The sequence below is a fragment of the Pseudomonas sp. P1.8 genome (genome assembly GCF_001269805.1).
Classification (GTDB): Bacteria; Pseudomonadota; Gammaproteobacteria; order Pseudomonadales; family Pseudomonadaceae; genus Aquipseudomonas.
The window spans coordinates 169,421-185,821 of the sequence record NZ_LHVM01000023.1 but is presented as its reverse complement, the minus strand read 5'-3'; the positions used below and the strand labels follow the sequence as shown (position 1 = coordinate 185,821).

Annotated in this window: 12 protein-coding genes; 4 read left to right on the top strand and 8 right to left on the bottom strand. The window is 60.4% G+C overall.

Translation table 11 applies throughout. The features are described 5' to 3' along the window. Window positions 1-55: 55 nt before the first annotated feature. Genes AD668_RS25040 through AD668_RS25030 form a run of 3 tightly spaced genes read left to right on the top strand, consistent with a single transcriptional unit; the run spans window position 56 to window position 3,055 of the window. Window positions 56-2,179 carry a bifunctional diguanylate cyclase/phosphodiesterase gene (locus AD668_RS25040; protein WP_053163151.1) on the top strand — a complete coding sequence of 708 codons (2,124 nt, stop codon included), beginning with the start codon at window positions 56-58 and terminating at the stop codon, window positions 2,177-2,179. 44 nt (window positions 2,180-2,223) lie between these two features. Next, a complete protein-coding gene (locus tag AD668_RS25035; protein WP_053163149.1) occupies window positions 2,224-2,712 on the top strand; it encodes a M48 family metallopeptidase in 489 nt (162 codons plus the stop codon). Between the two features lie 43 nt (window positions 2,713-2,755). Beyond that, window positions 2,756-3,055 carry a helix-turn-helix domain-containing protein gene (locus AD668_RS25030; RefSeq protein ID WP_053163828.1) on the top strand — a complete coding sequence of 100 codons (300 nt, stop codon included), beginning with the start codon at window positions 2,756-2,758 and terminating at the stop codon, window positions 3,053-3,055. Window positions 3,056-3,178: 123 nt separating this feature from the next. Here AD668_RS25030 and AD668_RS25025 read toward each other — a convergent pair whose 3' ends face one another. Further along, entirely contained in the window at window positions 3,179-3,631 is a 453-nt protein-coding gene (locus AD668_RS25025) for a GNAT family N-acetyltransferase (protein WP_053163148.1), read from the bottom strand. A 255-nt stretch (window positions 3,632-3,886) separates the two neighbouring features. On the opposite strand from AD668_RS25025, the gene AD668_RS25020 reads away from it, so the two are divergent. After that, entirely contained in the window at window positions 3,887-4,621 is a 735-nt protein-coding gene (locus tag AD668_RS25020; protein ID WP_053163145.1) for an ABC transporter substrate-binding protein, read from the top strand. 143 nt (window positions 4,622-4,764) lie between these two features. Here the strand turns inward: AD668_RS25020 and yccS are convergent, their stop codons facing one another. From yccS to betA, 7 genes are all read right to left on the bottom strand, one after another. Then, window positions 4,765-6,948, bottom strand: coding sequence for a YccS family putative transporter (gene yccS, locus AD668_RS25015; protein ID WP_053163143.1), 2,184 nt, complete (start codon window positions 6,946-6,948; stop codon window positions 4,765-4,767). Between the two features lie 217 nt (window positions 6,949-7,165). Next, window positions 7,166-8,344: an NAD(P)/FAD-dependent oxidoreductase gene (locus AD668_RS25010; RefSeq protein WP_053163141.1), complete on the bottom strand. Its 1,179-nt coding sequence runs from the start codon at window positions 8,342-8,344 to the stop codon at window positions 7,166-7,168. A gap of 130 nt (window positions 8,345-8,474) precedes the next feature. After that, the gene (gene dbpA, locus AD668_RS25005; RefSeq protein WP_256220785.1) at window positions 8,475-9,812 is read right to left on the bottom strand and encodes an ATP-dependent RNA helicase DbpA; all 1,338 of its coding nucleotides are present in this window, start codon (window positions 9,810-9,812) and stop codon (window positions 8,475-8,477) included. A 105-nt stretch (window positions 9,813-9,917) separates the two neighbouring features. Beyond that, the gene (gene mdtD, locus AD668_RS25000) at window positions 9,918-11,345 is read right to left on the bottom strand and encodes a multidrug transporter subunit MdtD (RefSeq protein WP_053163137.1); all 1,428 of its coding nucleotides are present in this window, start codon (window positions 11,343-11,345) and stop codon (window positions 9,918-9,920) included. Window positions 11,346-11,487: 142 nt separating this feature from the next. Beyond that, window positions 11,488-12,825, bottom strand: coding sequence for a TldD/PmbA family protein (locus AD668_RS24995; protein WP_053163135.1), 1,338 nt, complete (start codon window positions 12,823-12,825; stop codon window positions 11,488-11,490). After that, on the bottom strand, window positions 12,825-14,267 hold the full coding sequence (locus tag AD668_RS24990) for a TldD/PmbA family protein (protein WP_053163133.1): 1,443 nt from the start codon (window positions 14,265-14,267) through the stop codon (window positions 12,825-12,827). Before AD668_RS24990 ends, AD668_RS24995 begins: the two co-directional genes overlap by 1 nt. A gap of 282 nt (window positions 14,268-14,549) precedes the next feature. Then, a complete protein-coding gene (betA, locus tag AD668_RS24985; RefSeq protein ID WP_053163131.1) occupies window positions 14,550-16,250 on the bottom strand; it encodes a choline dehydrogenase in 1,701 nt (566 codons plus the stop codon). Window positions 16,251-16,401: the final 151 nt, after the last annotated feature.

Sequence of the window (16,401 nt, the reverse complement as noted above, 5' to 3'; positions counted from 1 at the left end):
AATGTCCGGTTTTCACGAGACACCGGCCTGACTCCCCCGCAGAAAGAGAAGCAGCATGGAATGCGCGCAACCCACGCCGGATGAAAGCCGCTCAACATTATTGATAGTCGATGACTACCCTGAAAATCTGATCAGCATGCGCGCCTTGCTGCAGCGTCAGGATTGGCAGGTCATTACCGCTGCGTCGGGTTTCGAGGCGCTGGGCCTGTTACTTGAATACGATGTCGACCTGGTGCTGCTGGATGTGCAGATGCCAGGCATGGACGGACTTGAAGTGGCCCGTCTCATGCGCGGAAGCCAGCGGACTCGCCTCACGCCGATTATCTTCCTGACGGCCAATGAGCAGTCCCAGGACGCGGTGATCAAGGGCTACGCCAGCGGCGCCGTGGATTATCTGTTCAAGCCCTTCGACCCACAGATCCTCAAGCCCAAGGTTCAGGCGCTGCTTGAGCATCAGCGCAATCGCCGACAATTACAGCGCCTTAGTCAGGCCCTGGAGCGCGCTCGGGCTTTTAATGCGTCGGTGCTGGACAACGCCGCCGAAGGGATCCTGGTAGTGGGCGAGGACGGTGTCATTCGCTTCGCCAACCCGGCGATTTCGCGGCTGCTCAACGCGACGGTGCAGGAACTGCAAGGCGAAGAATTTCTCGATTACCTGCAAAAACCACATTTTTCAGTCTGGGCCGAATCCGATTTTTTCGCCTGTTACAAACGGGGCGAAACCCTGCGTCTGCACGATGCCGTATTACGTACGGCGCCCGGACAGCAGTTGCCGGTCGCGTTGTCCTGCGCGCCACTGCCCTCGGAGCAGCCGTCGATGGTGGTGACCGTGCTGGACATGTCGGTGGTGCGCCATCTGCATCAGCAACTGGAGTTCCAGGCCGTCACTGACCCACTCACCGGTTTGCTCAATCGCCGGGGCTTTTACCAGACCGTGGAAAACCTGTTGCTGCGGGGCGAGCGTTCCGATAGCGCTTGGGTCTTGCTGTATCTGGATCTCGACGGTTTCAAGCGTGTCAACGATTCCCTGGGGCACGACGCCGGCGATCGTGTGTTGCGTTGGGTGTCCGAACAGTTGAAATCCTGCCTACGGCCCTTTGACATTCTGGCCCGCATGGGCGGAGACGAGTTTACGGCGTTTCTGGATCTGGAGTTTCCCGAGCAAGCGGCCAAGATTGCAGAGAAGCTCATCGAACGAGTATCGATCTGTCAGCAAATTGACGGGCTCGATATCGCCCTGGGGGCCAGCATCGGGATTGCCACATTTCCCGATTGCGGTGCCAACCTTGATGGGCTGCTGCGGGCCGCTGACATCGCCATGTATGAAGCCAAGCGTGCCGGGCGTCAGCAATATCGATTCTACGATCATGAGATGAACGGACGGGCACGCTCGCGCCTGATGCTCGAAGACAGCGTGCGCAGCGCCATCGACAATCGGGATTTCAATCTGGTGTATCAGCCTCAGGTGGCGATCGCCGACGGGCGGATTCGCGGATTCGAGGCCTTGCTGCGCTGGCAGCATCCGAGTGTTGGTGATGTGCCGCCGGGGCTGTTTTTACCCTTGCTGGAAGAAGCGCGGCTGATCAGTCGTCTGGGCAGCTGGATCTACCATCGCAGCGCCGGACAACGCAAAGCCTGGGAAACGTTGTTTACCGAGGACCTGGTCCTGGGCATCAGTTTGAGCAGCACGCAATTCGGCATGCCCAATCTGGCCACCGAACTGCGTCAGGTGCTTGAGCGTCATGGCTTGCAACCGCGTCATCTGGAAGTCGAAGTCACGGAAGAAGCCTTGATGCATAACCCCGAAGAAACCCGCAAACAACTGCGCCTGCTGCGCGATCTCGGGGTGCGGGTGGCGTTGGATGATTTCGGTTGCGGGTCCTGCTCGCTGTCGCATCTGCGCGACCTTGAACTGGACACGCTCAAGCTGGACCGCCACTTGATCGCCCGGCTGCCGGAATCCGTACGCGATGCGGCATTGGTGCGCAGTGTGATCGATCTGTGCAAACAGTTCGGCATGCTGGTGATTGCCGAAGGCGTGGAAACGGTCGCGCAATATGACTGGCTGCGAGCCAATGGCTGCGAGTATGTGCAAGGGTTTCTGGTTGCGCGGCCCATGACAGCCGAAGACTCTGGCGAATTTGTGCAGCCATTCGACTGGAGCGCGCTGAGCCGCTGAATTCGCTACACTGGCGACCTTTCAGTGACTCTAATGCCGCCCCGATGACCGTGTTGAAATACCTCCAGGCCTATCCCGCCAACTTGCAGGATCAGGTGCGACAGCTGATCGCCGACGCCCGGCTGGGCGATTACCTGAGCCAGCGTTACCCGGAAAAACACGCGGTGCAGAGCGACAAGGCGCTGTACACGTATGCGCTGGATCTCAAACAGGAGTACCTGCGCAATGCTCCGTCCATCGACAAAGTGTTGTTCGACAACCGCCTGGATCTGACTCACCGCGCGTTGGGCCTGCACACCACGATTTCCCGTGTGCAGGGCGGCAAGCTCAAGGCCAAGAAGGAAATCCGCATCGCGTCGCTGTTCAAGGACGCGCCGTCCGAGTTCCTGAAAATGATCGTGGTGCATGAACTGGCGCACTTCAAGGAGTCGGACCACAACAAGGCGTTCTACAAGTTGTGTGAACACATGTTGCCGGGGTATCACCAGGTCGAATTTGATGTGCGGGTGTACCTGACGTGGCGGGACCTGTAGGAGCTACCGCAGGCGGCGATCTTTGACATTGAAAGGACTGAACGTGACGGACGTAAGCAAAACCAAAAGCAGCTTTTATCGCCGATTGTACGTGGCGTACCTGATCGACAGTGGACTGGCCAGTAGCGTACCGGCACTGATCGAAGCGACCGGCATGCCCCGGCGCACGGCTCAGGACACCATCGTGGCGTTGGCGGATCTGGATATCGTTTGCGAATTCAAGCAGGAAGAGGGCGCTCGCAACCATGCGGGGTGTTATCTGATCCGCGATTGGGGGGCGATTGACCCAGGCTGGATCGAACGTCATCTGCGGGAGATCAAGGCGGTGTTGGAGTATCCCTGAGATTTGCGTTGCCTGTGCTGACGCCTTCGCGAGCAAGCTCGCTCCTACAGTAATCGCGGTTGGATCAAAATTTTTCAATCCAATCGGTACCCTGTGAGAGCTGGCTTGCCAGCGATGGGGCCGTCAGGAACGACGCATTCCAATATGTGGAATACCGTCCTCGTCAAACTCCTCACCGGCCACAACAAATCCGTACCGCCCGTAATACCCCTGCAAATGCGTCTGGGCCGAAAGGTAGATTGGTGTCTGCGGCCAGCGTTCTTCAATCTGCTTCAACGCCTGGTCCATCAACGTATGTCCAAGCCCGGCGCCGCGTGCGTGCGGGGCGATGATCACCCGGCCGATCACGACGTCCCCGCCTTGCAGCTCAGGGTCAAGCAAGCGCAGATAGGCCACCAGTTGATTGCCGTCCCAAGCCATCAGGTGGCACGTGTCACCTTCCAGGTCCTGGCCATCCACGTCCTGATAAGCGCACTGCTGCTCGACGACGAACACCTCGGCGCGCAGCTGCAAAATGGCATACAGCTGTTCCTTTCCCAGATCGCTGTGATGTTTGCAGATCCAATCGACTGTCATTTTTTTACTCCCTGAAAACGTCGTTCCGATACTAAGCGCACTGGCGGCAGAAGTCTTTATGGCGGAGGAATCTGTGATAAAGGCCAAAATGCCATCATTCAATTGTCGCAGCGCAGACTTCTTTGTGTAATCTGCAATGAAGGGCTTTGCAGTGGTTCGATGAGCTAAAGATGGGTACCCGGGGCATGCCGGAACGGGCCTTGGGGTTTTGGCTGAAAACAAGACGGGTAAACCGCCCACTAAGGATTTTCTGGCATGCCGCGATTGCATCGAGCCGTTGCCTTGATTGGATTGTTGCTGGTTCAAAGTGCGGCAGCAGAAAGGTTGCGCCTGGTCGCTGATGCCTGGCCGCCCTTTACCGATGCCACGCTCGTCAATGGTGGCCTGGCCACGGATATCGTCAGCACGGCATTGGCCAGGGCCGGTTATGCCAGTGAGTTTGAACAGGTGCCTTGGGCAAGGGCGCTGATGGGATTGGGTGACGGGCGCTACGATGTGCTGGTCAACGCCTGGTACAACGATGAGCGCAGGAAGATTGGCCAGTTTTCCGGCGAGTACTTGCTCAACCGCGTGCGCTTTATCAAACGCAAAGACGCGCCGATTGAATACAACGATTTGCAGCAGCTGCACACTTACCTGATCGCTGTCGTGCGCGGTTATGCTTATTCGCCGGCGTTCGATGAAGACGAATCGATGCAGAAAGTTCCGGTGCACAGCTTTGCCATGGCAGTGCGCATGCTGGCTGCCGACCGGGTCAAGCTGACCCTTGAAGACGAGTACGTCGCGCGTTATTACCTGGCGCGCGAATCACCCAAAGTACGCAATGCCGTGGAGTTCCTCCCCAAGCCGTTGAGCGAGAACAGCCTGCACATCCTGGTCAGCCTGAAGAACCCCAGGCACCAGCAGATCGTCGCCGGTTTTGACCGGGAGATAGCGGCAATGAAGGCGGATGGAAGTTATGCCAAATTGATGAGGCAGCATGGGATGTGAGTAGGCGGATCCAGAATTGCCGGCCTCATCGCGGGCAGGCCCGCTCCCACAGTGGGCGAAGGTGAACGCAAAACGTGTGACCACCAGATAACCCTGTGGGAGCTGGCTTGGCAGCGATTGCGTCGGTCCGGACAGCGAAAATCTCAATCCTCACTGGTGTCCTTGATCAGGTGCGCCGCCAATGTCCGCAGCGGCCCAAGCTGCCGGCAGATCAACGCCAGTTGAGTCTGCACCAATCGCTGGCCTTCATCGATTTCATCGGGCATTTGTTCCAGCTCGTTGGCCAGCGCTTCCTCTTCATCGCTCTGAATCGCAATCGCGGATTTGCTCGCCAGGCCCTGCGCGATCTCGTCGATACTGGCGGCCAGCTTCACGCCGGCGCCTTCGATCAAGTGCTCGCGCACGTCCGCCGGCAGCGGGGTTTCGCGGTGAGCGCCCAGGCCTGACAGGTAACTGAGCAGCGTGTGCGACAGCACCAGGAAACGAAAGCCCACGTCCGCCTCCTTACGGAAATGCCCTGGCTCCATCAGCATATTGGCCAAGGTGGTCGACAGCGCCGCATCGGCGTTGTGCGCGTTGCGGCGCGCCAGGCGATAGGCCAGGTCGTCACTTTTGCCGGCGGCGTATTGCTGCATGATCTGGCGCAGGTAAATGCTGTTGCAGGTCAGGGTGTTGGCCAGCACTTTGTTCAGGCGTCGACCCTGCCAGTCCGGCAGGAACAGGAACACCGCCAGCCCGGCGATCAGACTGCCGAGCAAGGTGTCGAACAGCCGCGGCAGGAACAGACCGTAACCATCGCCAACCTGATTGAAGCAGAACAGCACCATCAACGTAATCGCCGCTGTCGCCAAGGTGTAACGGGTGGTGCGGTTGGTAAAGAAGACGATCCCGGCGGCGATAGCAAAGCACGACTGGATCAGCGGGTTGGGAAACAGGTCGAATAGCGCCCAGGCCAGAGTCAGGCCGATGGCGGTGCCGATGATTCGCTGACCCAGTTTGCGCCGGGTCGCGCCGTAGTTCGGCTGGCAGACAAAAAGCGTGGTGAGAATGATCCAGTAACCCTGGGACGGGTGGATCAAGTGCACCATGGCGTAGCCGATACTCAAGGCCAGGGGCAATCGCAGGGCATGACGGAACAGCAGCGAAGTCGGCGTCAGCTGCGTGCGCAAACGCAGCCATACATCCTTGAGGTTGCGGGGTGAGCGATCGAGCAGGCTGCTGTCGGTGGCATCGGCCAGGGCATCGGGGTTGCTGGCGTCGCTGAGCAAACGGTCGAGGGTGCCAAGGTTCGCCGTCAGTGCCCGCAACGAGCGTAGCAAACCACGCCAGGCCGGGTTGCTCTGGATGCGCAGGTGTTCGAGGGAGGCATCCAGATCGCTCAACGCTTCGGCGAAGCTGGCGTCGTAGATGAACGGCTGGCGCATCTGGATCGACTCAGCCAGGGCCCGGCAAGCCTTGCCCTGCTGGCGCAGCAGGCGCTGACAGCGGAACAGCACGTCGCTGTGAAAAAACGCTTCGGCCAAGGCGTTGTAAGGATAGTGCGAGGAACTGGCCCGCTCGTGGATGTCCTGGGCGAGGAAATAGAGTTTGAGGTAGCGGCTGACTTTCGAGCCCGGCCGACCATTGCCGACCCGGTGCAGAATGATTTCCTTGGCGGCGTTCAGTGCGGCGACAACACGGCCATTCTGCTGGGCCAGTTCCAGACGTCGTGCTTGCACGTCCATCTGCCGGATCGGCTCGAACAACGACGATTTCAGCTTCAGGTAAAAACCCAGCTCCCGAAACAATCGCGCCAGGCTCTGCTGTACCGGTTGATTGGAAAACAGCGCCTGCCACAGCACCGACAGCAGGCCATACCACGCGGCGCCGGCCACCAATAGCACCGGCTCGTGCCAGAAATCGGTGACCGCACCGCCACGCTGGTCCACGCCGATCATGGTGTAGACCGACAGAATCAGCGTCGCCGAGGCAATCGCGCCATAGCGTTCGCCCAAGGCACCGAGCATGGTCAGGCAGAACGCGGCGAGGGCGAAAGCGATGATGAAGAGGTAGGGATAGGGGAACAGAAGTTCGACGGACAGGGCGGCAACGGCGAAACACACCAGGGTTACCGCCAACGCGTTGAGGCGGCCCTGCCAACTGTCGTCGGTCTCGGCGAGGGCGCTGGCGATAATCCCCAGGAACAACGGGATCAATAGCCCCATTTCATCCTGATACCAGCACAGCGCCATGGTGCCGGTCAGGGCGATGAACACCCGCACGCTGTAGCTGAATTTATCCAGCGCCCACAGGCGCCGCAGAGACTGACGGAGCGAAGTCGATGACATGAAGTGCGAAGGCCTTCCGAGGCAATGACGCTAAATTGAGCCACTAATGACGCCGACGCAATGGCGCCGATCACATCTGACAGCAAAATTTGTTCCTTCCCTGTGACACACGGCATTTGTAGGAGCCGGCTTGTTGGCGATGAATGATCAAGCGGTCTGTCTGGCAGACCGTGTTGTCCGCATCGCTGGCAAGCCAGCTCCTACAGGGCTTTGGGTGTCAGGCGTATTGCGCCGCCGCGTAACCCGAGGCCCAGGCCCACTGGAAATTGAACCCGCCCAAATGCCCGGTCACATCGAGCACTTCGCCGATGAAGTACAAACCAGGGCTTTTCAGCGATTCCATGGTCTTGGAGGAGACTTCATTGGTGTTTACGCCACCCAGAGTCACCTCGGCTGTGCGGTAGCCTTCAGTGCCCGCCGGCACGACTTTCCAGCTTGCCAGTTTTTCCGCGATGGCGGCCATTTCCGCGTGGGTGTATTGCTTCATCGGTTTGGAAACGAACCAGTTGTCCGCCAACAGGTTGGCCATCTTCTTGGTGAAGATTTCACCGAGCAGGGTTTTCAGCTCGCTGTTGGGGCGTTCGGCCTGCTGCTGTTGTAACCAGCTCGGCACGTCGTGGTCCGGCATCAGGTTGATCTCGACCGTATCGCCGGATTCCCAGAACGAAGAAATCTGCAGAATCGCCGGGCCGCTGAGGCCTCGGTGAGTGAACAGGATATTTTCGCGGAAGCTCTGGTCGTTACAGCTCACCAGGCAATCCACCGACGTGCCAGACAGCTCGGTGCACAATTCCTTGAGCTGATCGGTGATGGTGAACGGCACCAGACCGGCACGGGTCGGCAGCAGCTCGTGACCAAATTGCCTGGCCACTTGATAACCGAAACCGGTTGCGCCCAGGGTCGGGATAGACAGACCGCCAGTGGCGATCACCAGGGATTCGCACGTCACTTGACCAAGCGTCGTATCCAGCAAATAGCCTTTTTCCAGCTTCTCGATGGTCTGGATCGAGGTGTCCAGGTGCAGGCTGACGCCGACCTGATCGCACTCGTTCAGAAGCATTTCGAGGATGTCGCTGGACTTGTTATCGCAGAACAACTGGCCGAGTTTTTTCTCGTGGTAAGGCACGCCGTGCTTAGCGACCATGCCGATGAAATCCCACTGGGTGTAACGGGCCAGAGCGGATTTGCAGAAGTGCGCGTTCTGCGAGAGAAAATTGTTCGGTTCGGTGTACATGTTGGTGAAATTACAGCGGCCACCACCCGACATCAGGATTTTCTTGCCAGCCTTGTTGGCGTGGTCGAGCAACAGCACCTTGCGCCCGCGCCCAGCGGCTGTCAGCGCACACATCAATCCTGCGGCGCCAGCGCCAATGATCACGACTTCGGTAGAGCGCAAAACGGTGTCCTCACAAATTTTTAATCCAACGCAAAACCAGTAGGAGCCGGCTTGCGGCGATGCAAACGCTGCGGTCCATCGGGTCGACCGCGTCATCGTTCATCGCCAGCAAGCCGGCTCCTACAGTGAATCAGAGGATGCGAACGCGCAACGAACGGCCCTTGATCTTGCCGTCGTTCAAACGCTGCAGGGCCTGCTTGGCGACGCTGCGATCCACGGCCACGTAAGCCTGGAAGTCGAAGATCGCGATCTTGCCGACCTGAGCGCCCGGAATGCCGGCGTCACCGGTCAAGGCGCCCAGAATGTCGCCCGGACGAACCTTGTCCTTGCGGCCAGCGCCGATGCACAGGGTGCTCATCTGCGGCAGCAGCGGACCACCGCCCTGGGAGGTAAGGTTGTCTACCTGATCCCAGGTCAATGGGGTTTTTTGCAACAGTTCGATGGCTTGTGCGCGCTGTGCTTCGGACGGTGCGACCAGGCTGATCGCGAGACCTTTTTCACCGGCACGACCGGTACGGCCGACGCGGTGGATGTGGATTTCCGAATCACGGGCCAACTCGACGTTGATCACCATGTCCAGGGAATCGATGTCCAGACCACGGGCAGCAACGTCGGTGGCAACCAATACCGAAGTACTGCGGTTGGCGAACATTGCCAGCACCTGATCGCGGTCGCGCTGTTCCAGATCGCCGTGCAGGCCGACGGCGGAAATGCCTTTGGAGGACAGGTGATCAACGGTTTCCTGCACTTGCTGCTTGGTGTAGCAGAAGGCGACGCAGGACGCCGGACGGAAGTGACCCAGGACCTTGGTCACGGCGCTCATGCGGTCGTCCGGGGAGATTTCGTAGAAGCGCTGCTCGATCTGCGTGTCGTCGTGGAACGCTTCGGCCTTCACCTGCTGCGGGTTGCGCATGAACTTTGACGCAAGCTGCTTGATGCCTACCGGGTAGGTGGCAGAGAACAGCAGGGTCTGGCGACGCTCCGGGGCCTGCATGATGATTTCTTCGATGGAGTCGTAGAAACCCATGTCGAGCATGCGGTCGGCTTCGTCGAGGATCAGCGTGTTCAGGCCATGAAGGACCAGCGAACCCTTGCGCAGGTGCTGCTGGATACGACCCGGGGTGCCGACGATGATGTGTGCGCCGTGCTCCAGCGAAGCGATCTGCGGGCCGAGGGAAACACCGCCGCACAGGGTCAGGACCTTGATGTTGTCTTCGGCGCGGGCCAGACGACGGATTTCCTTGGCGACCTGATCAGCCAGTTCGCGGGTCGGGCACAGGATCAGTGCCTGGCAACCGAAGTAGCGCGGGTTGATCGGGTTCAGCAGGCCGATACCGAAGGCAGCGGTCTTGCCGCTGCCGGTCTTGGCCTGGGCGATCAGGTCCATCCCCTTGAGGATCACCGGCAAGCTTTGCGCCTGGATCGGCGTCATCTGGGCATAACCGAGGGAGTCGAGGTTAGCCAGCATGGCGGCGGACAGCGGCAAAGTATTAAATTCGGTGGCGATGGTGGTCACGGGACTGGCCTGCAAAACAAAATGTCGCGCAGTGTACCAGTCCGGTGGCCATTCGCCCTAAGGTTCGATGTGCTCTTCCGGACGCTTGACGCGCCGTCCGTCTTCCTTTGAGAGTTGCGAGAAGATGGTCGCGGCCAGCATGGCCATGATTCCGACGGTCACGAAGGTCAGCTGGAATGCACCCAAAACCGTCTCTACGCCGTCGTTTCCAATCTCCGCCGTGAACCCGCCAAGCAGCGCACCGGCGCAGGCAACGCCCAGGCTCAGGGACAACTGCGCGACCACCGACAGCAGGCTGTTGCCGCTGCTGGCGCTGGCGTCGTCGAGGTCGATCAGGGTCACGGTGTTCATCGCAGTGAACTGCAAGGAGTTGATCGCCCCGAGCACTGCCAGCAGACACAACAGCAGCCAATATGGCGTCTGCTCGCTGACAAGTCCCATGCTCGCCAGCATGATCCCCAGCGCCAGGGTGTTGCCGGTGAGCACGATGCGGTAGCCCAGGCGTTCGATCAGCGGTCGCGCCACCCACTTGGCGACCATCGCCGCAGCGGCCAGCGGCAACATGCTCATCCCGGCCTGGGACGGTGAATAGCCCAGCGCCACTTGCAGCAGCAACGGCACCAGAAAGGGCAGGGCACCGCTGCCGAGGCGGGCGAACAGGTTGCCGAGAATGCCCACGGCAAAGGTCCGGGTCTTGAACAGCGAAGGCGCAAACAATGGGTTTTCGATATGCCCGGCGCGCAGCCAGTACGCGGCGAGGCACGCCATGCCGCCGAACAGCAGCAACATCACTCGCAAGTGCGGCAGGTGCAGTTCGCCCAGGCCTTCCATGGCGATGGTGATCAGAATCATCGCCGCGCCAAACAGCACGAAGCCCAGACTATCGAAACGGGTGCGCTCGGAACCGCGCAGGTCCGGGATGAATCTCCACACGGCGTAGCAGCCGACCAACCCCACCGGCAGGTTGATCAGGAAGATCCAGTGCCAGGTCAGGTACTGCACCATCCAGCCGCCCATGGTCGGGCCGATCAACGGGCCGAGCAGGCCGGGAATGGTGATGAAACCCATGATCCGCACCAGTTCCGAGCGCGGGTAGGCGCGCAGCACCACCAGTCGCCCGACCGGCAACATCAATGCGCCGCCCAGTCCCTGAATGACGCGGGCACCGATCAACTGGGACAGGCTGGTCGATAGCGCGCAGAGCAGCGAGCCGAGACTGAACAGCAGGATCGCACTGAAGAAGATTTTCTTGGTGCCGAAGCGGTCGGCAATCCAGCCAGAGGCGGGAATCAGCAAAGCGACGGTGAGCATGTAGGCGATGATCACGCCCTGCATGCGCAACGGGTCTTCGGCAAGGTCCCGGGCCATGGCCGGCAGGGCGGTGTTGAGGATGGTGCCGTCGAGGGACTGCATGAAGAAGGCAATGGCAACCACCCAGGGAATCCAGCGGGCGGTAACGGCGTCGAGAGGCGGGCGGTTGGGCATGGGACCTCTTGTCAGGGAAGATCAGCGTTTCACCGATACTGTAGGAGCTGGCTTGCCGGCGATGAGGCGGTCAAATTCAACATAGTTGTTGGCAGAAAGACCGCGATCACTGGCAAGCCAGCTCCTACAGGGTATTGCGGTGTTACAGGGTCAAGGTCAATCGGCTGACAAGGGCCCCCGGCAGGAGCGCCGATGCCGTTGCCCGCTGACTGTAAGTACTCGCCGACAGCAGCAACTCGCGCTCCTCGGTCAGCGCTTCCAGCTGCGAACCCAGCAGGCTGAAGGCACTGTCATCAAACCGCATGGTGCTCACCGGCGCCTGAATCTCGCCGTTCTCGACCCAGAACGTGGCAAACCGAGTCATGCCGGTCAGGCGTGCCGCCGGTTGATCCGAGTAGTTCAGGTACCACAGGTTGCTGATGTACAAACCGGTCCCCAGTTGTTGGAGGATGTCTGCCTCTGGCAATGCCCCGGCCTGCATGTTCAACGCGCTCGGCGATTCACCGCCGCTGGCACCGTTGGCGCTCAGGCCATATTCAGCGGCGCTGCGTGAGCCCACCAGTTGCGCGCCGGCCTTGCCCTGGACAATCAACTCAAGGTCGCTGCGTGGATAGCCTTCCTCGGAGAACGCCGGGCTCAATGAACCGCTGACTTTTTCATCCAGCGAAACCAGCGGGCTGAACGACTGGTCGCCGCCGTAGAGCTTTTGCAGCGGGCTGCTTTTACTGGCAATCGACTGCGCCGAAAAACCGCCCCAGCACAGCATGCCCATGATTTCTTCCAGCGCGGCCGGCGCAAGGTAAGCGCGGTACTGACCCGGTGCCAGCGTGCGCAATGGGCGACCCAAATACTCCAGTTGTTCTCGGGCCTGCTGGAAGCGCCTGGCAAATCCTTCGCTGCTCCAGTCGTGCCCGGCATAGCAGGCTTTCACCGCCTGACCGTTTGCGTGGAACAGGCTGAAATCGAAATTGAAGCTGTTGGCCTGATGCCAGCCGAATGCGCCTGAGGAGCTGGCGAAGCCGCGGCTGATGGGGCCGGCCGCGTAAAAGCCGACCAGGTCCAGTCCTTCGGCGGCCTTGGCAATCTCGGCGACCACCTGTTCGGTATCCGGCAGCGGATGCTCCTGCACATTCTCGCTCTGCCAGCCGTTATGGTTGAGCAGCAGGTACGGGTCCTGCGGCAGCAGCGGCAGCGTTTCGCGCAGCTGTTGCACACCTTCCATCAAGCGCTGAAGGTCAACTTCAGCGTCGCCCGACAGGGTGATGTGCAGGTCGGCGTGGCGACCATCGTTGATCAGCTTCAGACCGATGCTCGCTTGCTGCACCTGTCCGGCCTGACGCACCTTGGCGTGATTGAAGCGCACGAAGGCCGATGACTCGGCGGCGTAGCTGAGGGTGAACTGCTCTGGTTCGTTCAGCGCTTCGCGCAAACCAGTGACCAATGCCTTGAACGACTCGGCCTGAGCTTTCGATGGACTCATCAGGCATCTCCCCCAAACACATCAACGTTGCTGAACACGCAGGCCGGCGAGGCATGGCCGACGCGAATCACCTGATTCGGTTCGCCCTTGCCGCAGTTCGGTGTGCCGAGCACCTTGAAGGTGCTCGCATCGCCAACAGCGCTGAGGCTCTTCCAGAACTGCGCGGAAATCGCCCGGTAATTCGGATTTTTCACCACGCCTTTGAGCTCGCCATTCTCGATCAACTGGCCCCATTCACAGCCGAACTGGAATTTGTTGCGCGCATCGTCGATGGACCACGAGCGGTTGGTGCTCATCAGGATGCCGTGCTCGATGTTGCCGATCAGTTGTTCCAGCGGCTGATCGCCGGGCTCGATATTGAGGTTGGCCATGCGGTCGATCGGCGGACGGTTCCAGCCGCAGGCGCGGCTGTTGGCGACGCCATCCATACCCGCGCGGAACTGCGACAGCGCGCCACCCAGCGGGCGCAGCAACCGGCCTTCGCGGATCAGGAATTGTTTGCTGGCGGCGCTGCCTTCGTCGTCATGGCCGTAGCTGGCGAGCTGTTCGGGGATGTCCGGGTCGAAGGTCACGTTGAGCAATTTCGAGCCGTATTGCAGGCTGCCGAAATCTTCGGCTTTGACGAAACTGGTGCCGGCGTAATTGCGTTCATCGCCAAGGATGCGGTCCAGTTCCAGCGGATGACCGATGGATTCGTGGATCTGTAACATCATCTGGTCGGGCATCAGTAGCAGATCGCGCTGGCCCTGCGGAGTGTTTGGTGCCAACAGCAATTGCAGCGCCTGATCGGCGACTTGCGCGCCGGCACCGATCAGGCCGCAACGGCTGATGACATCGGCACCGCCCTGCTGGCCGAAGTTCTCGCGGCCAAGGCTGCGGGTCTGGCTGTCGTTGCCGTCGTAGGCCGTAACGTCCATGCCCGGATAGACAAAACGTTGGGCCTGGCGCAATTCGGCACCAGCGCTGTTGAGGTAGATCTGCTCGACGTGGGTGATACCGAGGCTGACTTGCCAATTGACCAGGCGTTCATCCTTGGGTACGGCGGCGGACTCGGCACCGAGCAGTTGATAGCAGTCGCTCAGGGACGGGAACGGCTGATCGAGATTTGGCGAGAAGTAATCGGCGCGATCACTTGAAACGGCCTGAGCGCGCAGATCCAGCAGGGCGTGGGGTTTGAGTCGTCGAGCTTGTTGCTCGGCGCGGTCCAGCGCCGCTTGCAGGCCTTGTGGCGACAGGTCATTAGTTGCGGCATAGGCTTCTACACCATTGACCCGCACCGTCAGCATCGCCCCTTCGTCACGGCTCAGGCTCGGTGGTTCGGCGACGTTCTTGCGTACCGACAGGTACTGGCCGGACTCGCGCACGTAACGCAGGGAAAAGAATTCAGCGCCCGTGCGCAAGGCAGCAAAACGCTGCTTGAGCTGGGGGTGGAAATCGAACATTCGGGAACCTCCTTGGTATGGAGTGACGGTGAAGCGGTGTAGCGAGGGGAGAGGTGAAACGATTGCGTGGCGCTAGATTAGGCTTGCGCGGGGGGAGGATCAAGTTTGGAATGGGGTAGGGGTGGATTGCTGAGTCTGACGGCACGATGTGTGCTGAATGGTCTGGCCTCATCGCTGGCAAGCCAGCTCCCACAGTGACCAAGTTGGACGCAAATTTTGCGGCCGACATAAAACCTGTGGGAGCTGGCTTGCCAGCGATTGGCCGTGACGCGGTATAACGCCTTACGCGATCTGGGTCACTTCACGCAAAGGCTTGCCCTTCACCGGCGCTTCACCCGCCACATAATAAGTGGCGGTGCTGCGCGGCAATGGTTTGCGGCCACGGATCTTGTCGGCGATTTTCTCCGCCATCATGATCGTCGGTGCATTGAGGTTGCCGGTGGTGATGATCGGCATGATCGAGGCATCGACCACACGCAGAGCTTGCATGCCGTGCACGCGACCTTCGCCATCGACCACGGCCATGTCGTCGGTGCCCATCTTGCACGAGCAGGACGGGTGGAACGCGGTTTCGGCGTGTTCGCGGATGAACTTGTCCAGCTGCTCATCGGATTGCACGTCGATGCCTGGGCTGATTTCTCGGCCACGGAAAGCGTCCAGTGCAGGTTGCTGCATGATTTCACGGGTCAGGCGAATGCCGTCGCGGAATTCCTGCCAGTCCTGCTCGGTGGCCATGTAGTTGAACAGGATGCTCGGGTGCTGGCGCGGGTCCTTGGACTTGGCCTGGATGCGCCCGCGGCTTGGCGAACGCATGGAGCCCATGTGCGCCTGGAAACCGTGTTCTTTCACACCGTTGCTGCCGTTGTAGTTAATGGCGACCGGCAGGAAGTGGTACTGGATGTTCGGCCACTCGAACTCTTCACGGGTACGGATGAAACCGCCGGCTTCGAACTGGTTGCTGGCGCCGATGCCGGTGCCGTTGAACAGCCACTCGGCGCCGATGGCCGGCTGGTTGTACCAGAGCAGCGACGGGTACAGCGAGACCGGTTGGGTGCACGCGTATTGCAGGTACAGCTCAAGGTGATCCTGCAGGTTTTCACCGACACCCGGCAGGTCGTGAACCACCGGAATGTCGAGCTTGTTCAGCAGTTCGGCCGGGCCGACGCCGGAGCGTTGCAGGATCTGCGGCGAAGCGATGGCGCCGGAGCACAGCAGTACTTCCTTGCGCGCTTTGACTTCAACGCGCTCCTCAGCGTCGCCGACCAGGTAACGCACGCCGACCGCACGCTTGCCGTCGAACAGGATCTTGTCGGTCAGGGCGTGGGTAACGATGGTCAGGGTCGAACGCTTTTTGGCGACGTCCAGGTAACCGCGTGCGGTGGAGGCACGACGACCTTTCGGCGTCACGGTGCGGTCCATCGGGCCGAAGCCTTCTTGCTGGTAACCGTTGAGGTCTTCGGTGCGCGGGTAACCGGCCTGCACACCGGCTTCAACCATGGCGTGGAACAGCGGGTTGTTGCCTGCCTTCGGCGTGGTCACGCTGACCGGGCCGTCGCCACCGTGGTAGTCGTTCGGGCCGATGTCACGGGTTTCGGCCTTGCGGAAATACGGCAGGCAATCGAGGTAGGTCCAGTCTTCCAGACCTGGCAGTTTGGCCCAGCCATCGTAGTCCATGGCGTTGCCGCGGATGTAGCACATGCCGTTGATCAGCGAAGAACCACCCAGGCCCTTGCCGCGACCGCATTCCATCCGGCGACCGTCCATGTGTGGCTCGGCATCGGTTTCGTAGGCCCAGTTGTAGCGACGGCCCTGCAGCGGGAACGCCAGTGCGGCCGGCATTTGCGTGCGGAAGTCGAAACGGTAGTCCGGGCCGCCGGCTTCGAGCAGCAGGACGGTGACGCCTGCGTCTTCAGTCAGACGGGTCGCCAGAGTGTTACCGGCCGAGCCGGCACCGATGATGATGTAATCGAATTCTTGGGACATTGAATGCACCCTCTTTGAAGTTGGTCAGGTCTTGGCGAGTGCTGCGCACTCGATCGCCAGCAAGCCGGCTCCTATAGAAGTGCGGGGCGCCGTGACTGTTGTGCACGACGCCACCTGTAGGAGCCGGCTTGCTGGCGATAGCGGGCTCCCG